Source organism: Pseudomonas sp. NFACC51 (genome assembly GCF_900103575.1).
Lineage (GTDB): Bacteria > Pseudomonadota > Gammaproteobacteria > Pseudomonadales > Pseudomonadaceae > Aquipseudomonas > Aquipseudomonas fluorescens_Q.
The window spans coordinates 2,126-14,983 of the sequence record NZ_FMXH01000015.1 but is presented as its reverse complement, the minus strand read 5'-3'; the positions used below and the strand labels follow the sequence as shown (position 1 = coordinate 14,983).

The following is a 12,858-nucleotide window of genomic DNA, read 5'->3' as shown; positions in this document are numbered from 1 at the left end:
TTCTGGGGTATCCGGAATCAGTGGGCACAAGGCACAAAGGCAAGTCGTCCCTATAAAACGAATGCAGACCGGAAAAATTAGCGTTTGGGAATTTGTATCAGGAAGAGGGATAGAACGAGGATTTCTGATCGTTCCCACGCTCTGCGTGGGAATGCATCCGGTGACGCTCTGCGTCACACAGGGGACGCGGAGCGTCCCGGGCGGCGTTCCCACGCGGGAGCGTGGGAACGATCGTCACGGGCTCAGTGGATCAGGCGCTGATGGCCAACCCATGCCGCCGATGATGCACGCTCAACTGATCCTTGATCAGCCGCAACACCTTGGCCTCGTGCTCATGAATGAAGAAGTGCCCACCGGCCAGCATGTCCACCGAAAAGCTGCCCGTGGTTTCCCGGCGCCAGCCAATCAGTTGCTCCGTGGTGGCCTTGTCGGCGGTGCCACCGAGCACATGCACCGGGCAGTTGAGCGGCGGTCGGATTCGCGACTGGAAACGTCCGCACAGCAGGAAGTCGGCTCGCAGGACCGGCAAGGTCAGGGCCATCAGCTCTTCGTTGGCCAATATTTCCTCGCTGGTACCGTTGAGGGTGCGCAGTTGCTCGATCAGTTCAGCGTCGGTTTTCGGTTCGGCGAAACCGCGGTCGTAGTCGGCCCGCATCGTCGGTGCCGCGGTGCCGGACGCAAACAGCGCTACCGGTTCCGGGCAGCCGAGCTCACGCAGGGCATGGCCGATCTCGCAGGCCAGCAGCGCGCCCAGGCTGTGACCGAACAAGGCGTAAGGGGCCTGGAGCGTCGCGGACAGCTCCCGCGCCAGTTGCATCGCCAACGGGCCCATGTCGGTGTGCAGCGGCTCGTCGAAGCGCGCCCCGCGCCCCGGCAGTTCCACCGGTTGCACATGCAGCCACTGCGGCAATGTGCGCCGCCAACGGCTGTACACCATCGCGCTGGCGCCGGAATAAGGCAGGCACAGCAGGGTCAGTTGGGTCACTGCGGTTTTCTCCGATCGGTCGTGTAGGAAGGATAACGAAATCGTAACCTACAGAATTAGTCAAAACCGTTACGTTCGCTACATCGTCTTCGCCCGACCTTATACTGGCGGCACCTCGACTCACTGCGCCGCACAGGAGAACGCCATGGGCTGGTCCGCCAAGCAATACGTCACCTTCGAACAGGAACGCACCCGTCCGTCCCGGGACCTGCTCGCCGCCATTCCCCCCACACAGGCCCGTTCGGTGATCGACCTGGGGTGTGGCCCGGGCAATTCCACCGAACTGTTGGTGGAACATTTCAGCGGCGCCACGGTGCGCGGCCTGGACAGTTCCAGCGACATGGTCGAGGCCGCACGCAAACGCCTGCCCGCCGTGGCGTTCGACACCGCCGACATCAGCCAATGGGATGAACCCGGGCCGTACGACGTGATCTTCGCCAACGCCGTGCTGCAATGGCTGCCCGACCACGCCACCCTGCTGCCCTCGCTGGTGGGCAAACTCGCCCCCGGTGGCAGCCTGGCGATCCAGATGCCCGACACCCTGCACCAGCCCTCCCACCGCCTGATGCGGGAAATCGCCGCCAACGGCCCGTGGGCCAGTCAACTGGCCGGGGCGGCTGATTCACGGACCGAGGTAGAGGACGCCAGCACCTATTACGCGATTCTCAAGCCCCACTGCAGCCGCGTCGATGTGTGGCGCACCACCTACCATCACCCCTTGGCCGGTGGCGCCGCAGGCGTGGTGGAGTGGTTCAAGGGCAGCGGCTTGCGCCCGTTTCTCGAACCGCTGGATGAGGCGCAACGCGAGCAGTATCTGGCGCAGTACCTCAAGGCGATCGAACAGGCTTATCCCGCCCTGGACGATGGCACCGTGCTGCTGCCATTTCCCCGGGTGTTCATGGTCGCGACGCGCTAGGGCGACGGTCGATGACGCAGCGATGGGGGCTAAATTTCTGCTCCAGGCCCTCGTTACCTACTAAGACCAAAAACCCGCAAGAGTGACCGCCGTGGACCTGCAAACCATCCTGGGCAAGCTGTTCGCCAATGCCGGCGCCGTTGGTATCGAAGGCGTCTTCCAATTCGTGTTCGGCCCGCACCAGGCGTACTGGTCCGAGGTCAAGGCCAGCAGTCGCACCCAGGTTGGCCGCCACAGCAGCCCCGACGTCACCATCGAGGTGGCGGAAAAGGATTTTCTCGGGATCATGGCGGGCATGGCCAATGTCGAAGAACTGTTCGCCAGCGGGCGCCTGAAGATCGGCGGTAACATGGGCCTGGCGACGTTGCTGCCGCAGATCATCGACCATGCCCGGCATGGCGGTGGCGTGGTGGAAAAGGTCGACATGAACAAGCGCTACCCCACCCCGTCGCGCTTCAGCGAAAAACTCACCGCCAGCCTGCCCACTCAACGCAGCGTCGAGCGTCGTCCTCGCAGCGAGCTGTCGGTGCAGGAGTTTCAAGCACGCTATCTGCCCCATGGCATTCCGGTGGTTATCAGCGATGCCTTGCAGGACTGGCCGTTGTTCAAGCTCAGCCGCGAGGAGTCCCTGGTGCATTTTGCCGAACTGCAAGGCATCACCCGTCACGGCGACTACGTGAAGAAAACCTTCTCTACCGAACGGGACTTCCGCTCCACGTCCATGGCCGACTTCATTGCCTCCCTCGACAGCCCGGCGGTCAAGGGCGCCGACGGCGAACCACCGGCCTACATGGGCAACAACATCCTGCCGGCGCAATTGATGGAGCAGATCCAATACCCGCCCTATTTCGACCCGTCGCTGTTCATCCCACCGCGCATCTGGATCGGCCCCAAGGGCACCCTGACGCCGCTGCACCGCGACGACACCGACAACCTGTTCGCCCAGGTCTGGGGCCAGAAAACCTTCACCCTCGCCGCGCCTCACCACCGCGAGGCCCTGGGCACCTGGTCCACGGCGCCCCAAGGTGGGCTGGACGGCTGTGATTTCAACCCGGACGCGCCGGACTACCAACGCTTCCCCCACGCTCGCGACGTGACCTTCCTGCGCGTGACATTGGAGGCTGGGGATTTGCTGTTTTTGCCGGAAGGCTGGTTCCATCAGGTGGAGTCAGTGTCCACGTCGTTGTCGGTGAATTTCTGGGTGAATTCGGGGCGGGGTTGGTAGCGGTCAAACACTACTTGTGTGAACACAGACCTGTGGCGAGGGAGCTTGCTCCCGCTGGGCTGCGCAGCAGGCCCTCCAAAGGTAATCTCAATCTACCTGAATGATCGAGGTGTCAGGTTTTGGGGCTGCTTCGCAGCCCAGCGGGAGCAAGCTCCCTCGCCACAGGTTTAGCGTCCGTACGTGGCTGAAGTGTGAAGATCGCTTCACCCAAGTGAACTCCAACCACCTCACACCAGTCAGCAGGTAAAGCCCTCCACTCAAGGTGCTAAGCCCATGCAGATATCCCTCGCCCGACAGGTTGCCCTAGTCACCGGTGCCAGCTCCGGCATTGGCGCAGGCGCGGCCAGGGCCTTGGCAGACGCGGGTGCCGCGGTGGTACTCAACTACCACTCCAGCGAAGGCCCGGCGCAAGACCTGGCCCGTGAAATCAACGCCAACGGCGGCCGCGCCATCGCCGTCGGGGCCGATGTGTCGAAGGAGCCGGACGTCGAGCGGCTGTTCGCCCAGACCCTTGAAGCGTTTGGCGCGCTGGATATCCTGGTCGCCAACTCCGGCCTGCAAAAAGACGCCGCCACCGTCGACATGCGCCTGGAAGACTGGAACACCGTGATCGGCACCAACCTCACCGGCCAGTTCCTCTGCGCTCGCGCCGCCCTGCGGATTTTCACCCGCCAGGGCATTCGCCAGGGCGTGTCCCGGGCCGCCGGCAAGATCATCCACATGAGCTCGGTGCACCAGCGCATTCCCTGGGCGGGCCACGCCAATTACGCCGCGTCCAAGGGCGGGGTCGATCTGCTGATGCAGAGCCTGGCCCAGGAAACCAGCCACCAACGCATCCGCATCAACAGCATCGCCCCCGGCGCCATCCGCACGCCCATCAACCATGACGCCACCGAGGGCGAGCAGGAACAGAAACTGCTGGAGCTGATTCCTTACGGTCGCGTCGGCGCTGTGGAGGACGTCGCCAACGCGGTAGTCTGGCTGGCCTCGGACCTGTCCGATTATGTGGTGGGCACCACGCTGTTCATCGATGGCGGGATGAGCCTTTATCCGGGGTTTCGCGGCAATGGCTGATCATGACGAACCGCAAAGCCCCATCGAGAACCACGGCATCATCGGCGACATGCGCAGCGCCGCGCTGGTCAATGACCAAGGCAGCATAGATTTTTTCTGCTGGCCGGAATTCGACAGCCCATCGATCTTCTGTGCGCTGCTGGATACGCCCGAAGCGGGCATTTTCCAATTGGCCCCGGACCTGCCGAATGCCCGCCGCCAGCAGATCTACCTGCCCGACACCAACGTGCTGCAAACCCGCTGGCTGAGCGACGGCGCCGTGGTGGAAGTCACCGACCTGCTGCCCATCGGTGACAGCGAGGATGATTTACCGGTGCTGATGCGCAAAGTGCACATGACCGTCGGCAGCGCGACGTTTCGCATGCGCTGCGCCGTACGGCATGACTACGCCCGGGCCGCCACCACTGCGCGCCAGGACGCTGCCCACATCTGTTTCGAGGCGCCGGGGCAACCGAGCCTGCGCTTATGCTCCGACCAGCCCATGACGCTGGACGGCAATGCGGCGGTGGCCGAGTTCACCTTGGCGCAGGGCCAGAGCGCCGAATTCCTGCTGGGTGGCATCGACGACCCGCGCCTTCAGGACGATGTCAGCGCGATTTGCCTGGAACGCACCCTGGCGTTCTGGCGCGGCTGGATCGGCCAGTCCACCTACCGCGGACGCTGGCGGGAAGTGGTCAACCGCTCGGCCCTGGCGCTGAAGCTGCTGACCTCGCGCAAACACGGCGCCATCCTCGCCGCCGCCACCTTCGGCCTGCCAGAAACCCGCGGCGGCGAACGCAACTGGGATTATCGCTACACCTGGATCCGCGACTCTTCCTTTACCGTCTATGCGTTCATGCGCCTGGGCTTCGTCGAAGAAGCCAACGCCTACATGCGCTGGCTGCGCAGTCGGGTCAGTGACTGCTGTGATCAACCGACCAAACTCAATATTCTCTACGGTCTGGACGGCAGGCTGGAACTGCCGGAAACCGAGCTGCCGCACCTGAGCGGCTTTGGCAATGCCCGACCGGTGCGCATCGGCAACCTGGCCTACAAACAAGTGCAGTTGGACATTTTCGGCGAACTGATGGACGCGGTGTACCTGGTCAACAAATACGGCGAGGCGATCTCCCATCAAGGCTGGAAACACACCGTCGACGTGGTCGATCAAGTGTGCAAGGTCTGGCAGAACAAGGATGTGGGTATCTGGGAAATGCGCGGCGACAAACAGCATTTCCTGCATTCGCGGCTGATGTGCTGGGTCGCGGTGGATCGCGCCATCCGCCTGGCCGAAAAACGCTCCCTGCCCGCCCCGTTCGCCCGCTGGGACGAAACGCGCCAGGCCATCTACCAGGACATCTGGACGAACTTCTGGAACGACGAACACCAGCACTTCATCCAGCGCCTGGGCAGCACCGCCCTGGACGGCTCGATGCTGTTGATGCCGCTGGTGCGGTTCGTCAGCGCCCGCGACCCGCGCTGGCTCTCGACACTCGATGCCATCGAAAAAAACCTGGTGCGCGACGGCATGGTCTATCGCTACCGCAACGACGACAGCCCCATCGACGGCCTCCGCGGCATCGAAGGCTCATTCGCGGCCTGCTCGTTCTGGTACGTCGAATGCCTGGCCCGCGCCGGCCGCGTGGAAAAAGCCCAGCTGGAATTCGAACAACTGCTGCGCTACGCCAACCCGCTGGGGCTGTACGCTGAAGAATTCGACAGCCACGGCTACCACTTGGGCAACACGCCCCAAGCCCTGACCCACCTGGCACTGATCAGCGCGGCGAGCTTCCTGGATCGCAAATTGAGTGGGGAGAAGACTCATTGGCAGCCGTGAACTGAGTAGCCCTTCAGACTGGGCACAGTCCCTGTGGCGAGGGAGCTTGCTCCCGCTCGACTGCGCAGCAGGCGCAAAATCTTCCAGCCTCCAAAGAATCAGCGTCTGGTATGGGGGTCGCTTCGCAACCCAGCGGGAGCAAGCTCCCTCGCCACAGGGAAAGCGGTGCGCTGGCTATCGCGTTGAGTCGGCCAATTCGATGTCATCCAAAGCTCGATTGGCCAGCAACTTGGCCAGCTCGATCAACTGCTGAATACCCAACGCCACATGCCGCCGCGACCCTTCCAGCTCGAACGCCAGATCACTGACCATGGCATCGGCCGAGGCCAGGGTTTCGCTGAGGCTGGTCAGCACCGATTCGGTGTTTAGCCCGGGGACCACGGTGAAAACCTGGCCGTCCTGGGTATCGGGTTTGGTTGGGGTGGGAGACAGGTGAATGTTCAGCGCCCGGTCGGCGGCTTCGCGGAGTTTTTTTGTGTCGAGGGTGGTGTAGGCAGAAAGGTCTTCGGCGCGTGGAGGGTTGGGGGTGATCTTGACCATTGTGAAACTCCTGACTTGAAGTTGAGCTCACCCACCTCGTGACCAAACGAGGGTGGTGGGCTATACGCAGGTTGGTCAACCGGGAAGTCAGGCACCCGGCGCACTCGAAAGTGCCCCGCGCACAGCCCACCGCAAAGCATACCGACAAGCACACAAAAAAGCGCCGACATGCTGAGGTTGGCGCGTGTGCGCCTGACATTGGACGGGTGACCAAACCCGGTCGCTGATTTTGCAGCGACGAGCAAAGCCTATCCCCGCCCCTTCCGAACCGGCAACCGACACGACTCGTCAGAAAATTCCGGTTCACCTAATTTTTTGTAGGACACAAACCCCGTGGCGAGGGAGCTTGCTCCCGCTCGACTGCGTAGCAGGCGCAAAAATCGTGGGGTCGCTTCGCAACCCAGCGGGAGCAAGCTCCCTCGCCACAAGAGCATTGCAGTACCGGCTTCCCATTTATCGTGACGTCCCGTTAGAAGTTGCCAGCCCCGCCAACCCCTCCTAAGATCGATGCTCACGGGTGCAGCGGAGCTGCCCGATAAAAACCCGACTCAAGGACCTGACATGACCCATATCAAACGCCCCATCACCACCCCACCCCGAACAGGCCTGACCCGCGAAGACCTCTGGGAAGGCCAGGACCGGGGCTTGATCAAATGCTGGGAAATCGGCCGCGACCGCGCGATGAAGTTTCCCGAACTGGCGCAACGCTGCCTGGAGGGTGAGTTGCCGGTACTGGGCTGGAAAGGTGGCGTCAGCCGCAGCCTGAAGAGAAACGAAAAATTCGGCTGTCTCAAGTATCTCGCCCAATGGCAGGGGCTGCGCGGTGAGGACCTGGACATCGACATGAGCCAAGAGCGCACCTTGACCTGTTCCAGCACGAACATGATCGTGACGTTCACGCCGGATCGGGCCAAATACGTGAACCAGGAACCCGCCTGACCGCAACCGAGCAATGCCGGAGGCCAACATGAACCTCGATCCCAAGGTCAACTTCGCAGTGACGCCGCTGTTGCGCATCGCCTACGAAGAACAGGGTCCCGCCAGCGGCGAGCCAGTCATCCTGCTGCACGGTTTTCCTTACGACCCCAGGGCTTTCGATGAAGTCGCGCCCGCCTTGGCCGAGCGTGGATATTGGGTCATCGTGCCCTACCTGCGCGGCTACGGCCCGACCCGGTTCAACAACCCGGCCATCCTGCGCTCCGGCCAGCAAGCCGCGCTGGCCCAGGACCTGCTGGACCTGATGCACGCACTCTCCATCCCCCAGGCGGCGCTGTGCGGCTACGACTGGGGCGGTCGGGCGGCGTGTATCGTCGCGGCGCTGTGGCCCGAGCGCGTTCGCTGCCTAGTGACCGGCGACGGCTACAACCTGCAGGACATTCCACGTTCCACGCAGCCGCTGGCCCCGGAAACCGAACATCGCCTGTGGTACCAGTACTATTTCCACACGGCGCGGGGTGTCGAGGGCCTGACCCAGAACCGACGTGAACTGTGTGAATTGCTCTGGCGCCTGTGGTCACCGACCTGGAAACGTGGCGCCGAACGGTATCCCCTCAGTGCTGCGTCGTTCGACAACCCGGACTTCGTCGACGTGGTGATCCACTCCTACCGTCATCGGTTCATGTACGCACCGGGCGACCCGACGCTGGAGTGGATGGAGGAACGGCTGGCGGCACAACCGGCCATCAGCGTGCCGAGCATTTCCCTGTGCGGTGCCGACGACGGCGTGGGGCCCGCGTCGGAACACGACGAAGACGTCGAACATTTCACGGGTTTCTATGAGCGCCGAGTGCTGCCCGGTGTTGGCCATAACATTCCCCAGGAAGCCCCCGAGGCCACGCTCAAGGCATTGCTGGATCTGCTTGAGGGCTGACGGCGAACCGCTCGCGATAGGCCTGGGGTGTCACGCCCATGGCCCGCAGGAAACTGCGACGCAGGGTTTCTTCGCTGCCGAAGCCACATTGCACCGCCACCCGCTTGATCGACACCGCCGTGTCGGCCAGCAGGCGGCGAGCGGTTTCCACGCGAATCAACTCCACCGCCCGCGCCGGGGTCTGGCCAGTGTCGGCGCGATAGTGCCGCACAAAGCTGCGTTCGCTCATACCGACCTCGGCGGCCAGGCTCGACAGGCCCAGGTCGCGGGTGAGGTTTTCGGCGATCCAGGCATGCAGGTCATCAAACCGACTGCCCTGCTTTTGCAGCGACAAGGTCACGCTGAACTGCGATTGCCCACCGGGACGCTTGAGGAACACCACCAAGTGCCGGGCGACCTCCAGCGCCACCGCACGGCCCAGGTCCTCCTCCACCAGCGCCAGGGCCAGGTCGATGCCGGCCGTGACCCCGGCCGAGGTCCAGACCGGGCCGTCGTTGATGAAAATCGGGTTGGGTTCCACCCGCAATTGCGGATGTTGCTCGGCCAGTTGTTCGCAGCGGGTCCAGTGCGTCACCACGCGCCGTCCGTCCAGCCAGCCGCTGGCGGCCAACAGGAACGCCCCGGTGCACACCGACGCCACCCTTCGCGAACGCAGGCCGTGCTCCTTGACCCAGGCCACCAGCGCCGGATCCTTCGCCGCTTCGTACACGCCCCAGCCACCGGCGATCAACAGCGTGTCGCTGCCTTCACTCGGCAGCGGCTCGGCCATCAGCGCCAAGCCTGCCGAGGACATCACCGCGCCACCGCCCACGGCGATGACCGTCGGCGTGTACGGCAGCGGCAGGCCTTGCTGGCGAGCCAGGTCGTTGGCCGATGCGAAGACCTGCAAGGGCCCGGTGACATCCAGCACTTGCACGTTGGCGAAGGCCAGGACATGAACAGTTTTCGGAGCGTTGGGCATATTGGCGTGATTCGTGGGCTTATTGGCGTATACGCCAGAGCCTACGGATCTAAAGTAAAACCGTCCACCCCTCGGGCATCATCCAAAGGAGCACGCGACATGACGCTGCAGATCGGTTTGCTGTTATTCCCCCAAGTCCAGCAGTTGGACCTGACCGGCCCTTATGACGTACTGGCCTCATTGCCAGACGTGAAGGTCCATCTGGTCTGGAAGGACCTGGCGCCGGTCACTGCCAGCACCGGGCTGGTGTTGCTGCCCACCACCACGTTCGAGGACTGCCCGAAGCTCGACGTGATCTGCGTTCCCGGCGGGACCGGCGTCGGGCCGCTGATGGAAGACGAACAGACACTGGCCTTCATCAAGCGGCAGGCCGCCGAGGCGAAATACATCACGTCCGTGTGCACCGGTTCGCTGGTGCTCGGTGCCGCGGGCCTGTTGCAAGGCAAGCGCGCCACCACCCATTGGGCCTATCACAGCCTGCTGCAAACCCTGGGCGCGACGCCGATCAAGGAGCGCGTGGTCCGCGACGGCAACCTGCTCACCGGTGGCGGCATCACGGCCGGAATCGACTTCGCCTTGACCCTGGCGGCCGAACTGTTCGACCAGGACACCGCCGAGCTGGTCCAACTGCAACTCGAGTACGCCCCTGCCCCGCCGTTCAACGCCGGCAGCCCGGACACCGCGCCGACGCGCGTGCTGGAAGAAGCGAACCGGCGTGCGGCCGAGTCGTTCCGGGTGCGCTCGCAAATCACCCAGCGTGCTGCGGCGCGCTTGGAACGGGCGTAACGATCAGTCCCGATGGAAATGAAATCCGTGGTGAGGGGGAGTTGTCCCCTCACCGCAAAGGTTATCGGTTCATCATCCCTCCTGGCGATACAACACCATCCCCGCGTGGTAGAGCACGCCTTCACGAAAATCCCCATCGGCGGTGAAACCGGTGTCGTCGTGGTATTCGATATGGTCATCCTGCAGCCAGTAGTCGCCCTGATATGCGCTCTCACGTGCACCTCGCGCTTCGTCATAGCGTCCGCCCGGCAGAAGCCGATGGCGAATCATGCCATCAGCCGTCACCCATAGGCCGACGAATTTATCCTGGTCTCCAAATGCCTTTCTCATGGGACATCTCCTCCTGTCGGTCAAGTCGATCAGAATGGACTGGCGGTGGGCCGCACGATCAATTCGCTGACGTCTACGTCCGCTGGTTGTTCGATGGCGTAGGCGATTGCCCGGGCGATGGCTTCGGCCGGAATGGCGATCCTGCGGAACTCGCGCATTTCGGCACGTCCACCTTCATCGGAAATGCTCTCGGCCAGTTCCGATTCGGTCACGCCGGGGGAAATTACCGTCACGCGCACATCCCCTCCGACCTCCTGGCGCAAGCCCTCGGAAATCGCCCGCACGGCAAACTTGGTGGCGCAATACACGGCGGCAGTCGGGCTGACGGTGTAGGCACCGATCGACGCGATGTTGATGAACTGCCCGCTGCGCTGGCGCTGCATCAGCGGCAGGCCGGCGGCAATGCCGTGGAGCACGCCACGGATGTTGACGTCGATCATGCGGTCCCACTCCTCGACTTTCAGCGCCTCGAGCTTGGAGAGCGGCATGACCCCGGCGTTATTGATGATCACATCGACCCTGCCGAAACGCTGGACAGCGAAGTCGATCAGGTTCTGGACATCGTCGCGGCGGGTCACGTCCACCGCTTTGCAAACAGCCTGCTGGCCGGCGGTTTCGAGTTCCTGCACCAGTGTTTGCAGACGATCGATGCGCCGGGCGCCAAGCACGACACGGGCACCGCGAGCCGCGAGCAACCGCGCCGCGGCTTCACCAATTCCGCTGCTGGCGCCGGTGATGACCACTACTTTGTTTTGAATGTCGGACATGATGGTTTCCTCGTCTGGATGTGTTCGCCCCGGTGGGAGCGTTTTGACAGGTCCAGATTAGGGAACCGACCACGGCCTGGGTTAGCCGGATCCTCCTGCGCACTTGCACGATCCTGTAGCGATAGATCCGACTCTGGTCGACAGCCGCGCAATCGGCTTTACTAGCGCGGTCTATTCATTTTGGCCAGGGAGATTGATCGGCATGTCGGTATCCACGTCCATCCACATTGCGCCAGACGACGGCGTCAGCCAGCGCCGCGCCGAACTGGCGAGCCTGATGAAGCGCTTCGCCCCGGAATTCGGCGTCCACCCTACGGCCATCGAGGCCTTGCACCTGATCCGTAGCGACAAGCCAACCGAAGCCCTGCACACCGTGCACAAACCCGGTTTATGCGTGATTATCGAGGGGCGCAAGGAAGTGCGCCTGGCGGACGAATGCTACGTGTATGACCCGCTCAACTATCTGGTCGTCTCGGTGACCCTGCCACTGGCCGGCCAGGTGATTGAAGCCAGCCCCGAGCGCCCCTACCTGTGCATCCGCCTCGACATCGACCCGGCACAGATCTGCCGTTTGATTGCCGACGCCAGCCCTATCGGCGTGCCGGCCGAAAGAACCGGGCGCGGGCTGTTCCTGGATCGCATTGATGCGCCATTGCTCGACGCAGTGTTGCGCTTGCTGCGGCTGTTGGACAGCCCGGACGATATCGCCACCCTCGCGCCGTTGGCCCAACAGGAGATTTTCTACCGGCTGCTGCGTGGCGCCCAAGGCCAGCGCTTGCACGAAATCGCCATTCCCGACACCCAGACCCATCGCATCAGCCGTGCCATCGAATGGCTCAATACCCATTACGCCGAGCCGTTGAGCATCGACAGCCTGGCACAAATGATCAATCTCAGCCCTTCGGCGCTGCACCACCGCTTCAAAGCCGTGACCGCCATGAGTCCGCTGCAATACCAGAAACAACTGCGCTTGCAGGAAGCCCGACGGTTACTGTTGGCGGAGAACAGCGACGTTTCGTCAATCGGCTACAAGATGGGGTATGAAAGCCCCTCGCAGTTCAGCCGTGAATACAGCCGTCTATTTGGCGCCTCCCCGAGCAAGGACATCGCTCGTTTGCGTGCCCAGGCGCTGCAAGCCAGTAGCGCCTGATCCTGCACACAAACAGGATCAGGCAAAACCAGGACAGTATCCGTCTAACGCCCACCCCCGCCTCGCCCCTAATCTGAACCCATGCAGCAAGACAACCGTCGCCGCTGCAACGGGTTCAGCAGATCACGACATCTGAACGACCCGGCACTCAACCCTTGATATGACCGGAGTCTTTACCATGAAAACGTTCAACACCTTGATCGCCGTTACCACCTTCGCCCTGAGCGTCAGTGCGTTTGCCCTGCCGAGCCAGCAGCAAGACCGCTTCTTTACCCAGGCTAGCGATTACCAGCAGCCTGTGGCCGCTGATGGTGCGGATCGGACGCCTGGAGGGCAGACTCTCGCTGCCGATGGCGCGGATCGGACACCTGGGGGTCAGACCCTGGCTGCCGATGGCGCAGACCGGACGCCTGGGGGCCAGACCCTGGCTGCCGATGG

14 protein-coding genes are annotated in these 12,858 nt (G+C 63.1%); 9 read left to right on the top strand and 5 right to left on the bottom strand.

All coding sequences use genetic code 11. The features are described 5' to 3' along the window. Positions 1-250 precede the first annotated feature (250 nt). The gene (locus tag BLT00_RS24605; RefSeq protein WP_092150352.1) at positions 251-985 is read right to left on the bottom strand and encodes a thioesterase II family protein; all 735 of its coding nucleotides are present in this window, start codon (positions 983-985) and stop codon (positions 251-253) included. A 145-nt stretch (positions 986-1,130) separates the two neighbouring features. On the opposite strand from BLT00_RS24605, the gene tam reads away from it, so the two are divergent. The 4 genes from tam (at position 1,131) to BLT00_RS24585 (ending at position 6,016) form a co-directional block, all read left to right on the top strand. After that, positions 1,131-1,901 carry a trans-aconitate 2-methyltransferase gene (gene tam / locus BLT00_RS24600; RefSeq protein ID WP_092150349.1) on the top strand — a complete coding sequence of 257 codons (771 nt, stop codon included), beginning with the start codon at positions 1,131-1,133 and terminating at the stop codon, positions 1,899-1,901. A 91-nt stretch (positions 1,902-1,992) separates the two neighbouring features. Further along, on the top strand, positions 1,993-3,126 hold the full coding sequence (locus tag BLT00_RS24595) for a cupin-like domain-containing protein (protein ID WP_092150346.1): 1,134 nt from the start codon (positions 1,993-1,995) through the stop codon (positions 3,124-3,126). Positions 3,127-3,399: 273 nt separating this feature from the next. Continuing rightward, positions 3,400-4,200, top strand: a complete 801-nt coding sequence (locus BLT00_RS24590; protein WP_092150343.1) for an SDR family oxidoreductase — start codon at positions 3,400-3,402, stop codon at positions 4,198-4,200. Next, positions 4,193-6,016 carry a glycoside hydrolase family 15 protein gene (locus BLT00_RS24585; RefSeq protein WP_092150340.1) on the top strand — a complete coding sequence of 608 codons (1,824 nt, stop codon included), beginning with the start codon at positions 4,193-4,195 and terminating at the stop codon, positions 6,014-6,016. The genes BLT00_RS24590 and BLT00_RS24585 overlap by 8 nt, the downstream gene beginning before the upstream one ends. A gap of 174 nt (positions 6,017-6,190) precedes the next feature. On the opposite strand, the gene BLT00_RS24580 is transcribed toward BLT00_RS24585, so the two are convergent. After that, positions 6,191-6,556 (bottom strand): DUF6124 family protein, encoded by a 366-nt coding sequence (locus BLT00_RS24580; RefSeq protein ID WP_092150337.1) that lies wholly within the window; start codon positions 6,554-6,556, stop codon positions 6,191-6,193. 561 nt (positions 6,557-7,117) lie between these two features. Between BLT00_RS24580 and BLT00_RS24575 the strand changes: the two genes are divergently transcribed. Further along, positions 7,118-7,495: a hypothetical protein gene (locus BLT00_RS24575; RefSeq protein ID WP_092150334.1), complete on the top strand. Its 378-nt coding sequence runs from the start codon at positions 7,118-7,120 to the stop codon at positions 7,493-7,495. 28 nt (positions 7,496-7,523) lie between these two features. Continuing rightward, entirely contained in the window at positions 7,524-8,426 is a 903-nt protein-coding gene (locus tag BLT00_RS24570) for an alpha/beta fold hydrolase (RefSeq protein ID WP_092150393.1), read from the top strand. Here BLT00_RS24570 and BLT00_RS24565 read toward each other — a convergent pair. Beyond that, positions 8,395-9,387: a GlxA family transcriptional regulator gene (locus BLT00_RS24565; RefSeq protein ID WP_092150331.1), complete on the bottom strand. Its 993-nt coding sequence runs from the start codon at positions 9,385-9,387 to the stop codon at positions 8,395-8,397. The two genes, BLT00_RS24570 and BLT00_RS24565, sit on opposite strands and share 32 nt — an antisense overlap. 99 nt (positions 9,388-9,486) lie before the next feature. On the opposite strand from BLT00_RS24565, the gene inhA reads away from it, so the two are divergent. Continuing rightward, a complete protein-coding gene (gene inhA / locus BLT00_RS24560) occupies positions 9,487-10,173 on the top strand; it encodes an isonitrile hydratase (RefSeq protein WP_092150328.1) in 687 nt (228 codons plus the stop codon). A gap of 72 nt (positions 10,174-10,245) precedes the next feature. On the opposite strand, the gene BLT00_RS24555 is transcribed toward inhA, so the two are convergent. Beyond that, positions 10,246-10,503 (bottom strand): Atu4866 domain-containing protein, encoded by a 258-nt coding sequence (locus BLT00_RS24555; protein ID WP_092150325.1) that lies wholly within the window; start codon positions 10,501-10,503, stop codon positions 10,246-10,248. Between the two features lie 29 nt (positions 10,504-10,532). Next, entirely contained in the window at positions 10,533-11,270 is a 738-nt protein-coding gene (locus tag BLT00_RS24550) for an SDR family oxidoreductase (RefSeq protein WP_092150322.1), read from the bottom strand. 202 nt (positions 11,271-11,472) lie between these two features. On the opposite strand from BLT00_RS24550, the gene BLT00_RS24545 reads away from it, so the two are divergent. Beyond that, positions 11,473-12,420: an AraC family transcriptional regulator gene (locus BLT00_RS24545; RefSeq protein WP_092150319.1), complete on the top strand. Its 948-nt coding sequence runs from the start codon at positions 11,473-11,475 to the stop codon at positions 12,418-12,420. Between the two features lie 160 nt (positions 12,421-12,580). Further along, positions 12,581-12,858, top strand: a 278-nt coding sequence (locus BLT00_RS24540) for a hypothetical protein (RefSeq protein WP_371914687.1), incomplete at its 3' end; no start/stop codon positions are given.

What these genes read in the sequence shown, in the direction of transcription:
- BLT00_RS24575 (WP_092150334.1), top strand. Translation starts at nt 7,118, where the DNA reads ATGACCCATATCAAACGCCCCATCACCACCCCACCCCGAACAGGCCTG.
- BLT00_RS24570 (WP_092150393.1), top strand. Translation starts at nt 7,524, where the DNA reads ATGAACCTCGATCCCAAGGTCAACTTCGCAGTGACGCCGCTGTTGCGC.
- BLT00_RS24585 (WP_092150340.1), top strand. Translation starts at nt 4,193, where the DNA reads ATGGCTGATCATGACGAACCGCAAAGCCCCATCGAGAACCACGGCATC.
- BLT00_RS24545 (WP_092150319.1), top strand. Translation starts at nt 11,473, where the DNA reads ATGTCGGTATCCACGTCCATCCACATTGCGCCAGACGACGGCGTCAGC.
- tam (WP_092150349.1), top strand. Translation starts at nt 1,131, where the DNA reads ATGGGCTGGTCCGCCAAGCAATACGTCACCTTCGAACAGGAACGCACC.
- BLT00_RS24565 (WP_092150331.1), bottom strand. Translation starts at nt 9,387, where the DNA reads ATGCCCAACGCTCCGAAAACTGTTCATGTCCTGGCCTTCGCCAACGTG.
- BLT00_RS24550 (WP_092150322.1), bottom strand. Translation starts at nt 11,270, where the DNA reads ATGTCCGACATTCAAAACAAAGTAGTGGTCATCACCGGCGCCAGCAGC.
- BLT00_RS24580 (WP_092150337.1), bottom strand. Translation starts at nt 6,556, where the DNA reads ATGGTCAAGATCACCCCCAACCCTCCACGCGCCGAAGACCTTTCTGCC.
- BLT00_RS24590 (WP_092150343.1), top strand. Translation starts at nt 3,400, where the DNA reads ATGCAGATATCCCTCGCCCGACAGGTTGCCCTAGTCACCGGTGCCAGC.
- BLT00_RS24555 (WP_092150325.1), bottom strand. Translation starts at nt 10,503, where the DNA reads ATGAGAAAGGCATTTGGAGACCAGGATAAATTCGTCGGCCTATGGGTG.
- inhA (WP_092150328.1), top strand. Translation starts at nt 9,487, where the DNA reads ATGACGCTGCAGATCGGTTTGCTGTTATTCCCCCAAGTCCAGCAGTTG.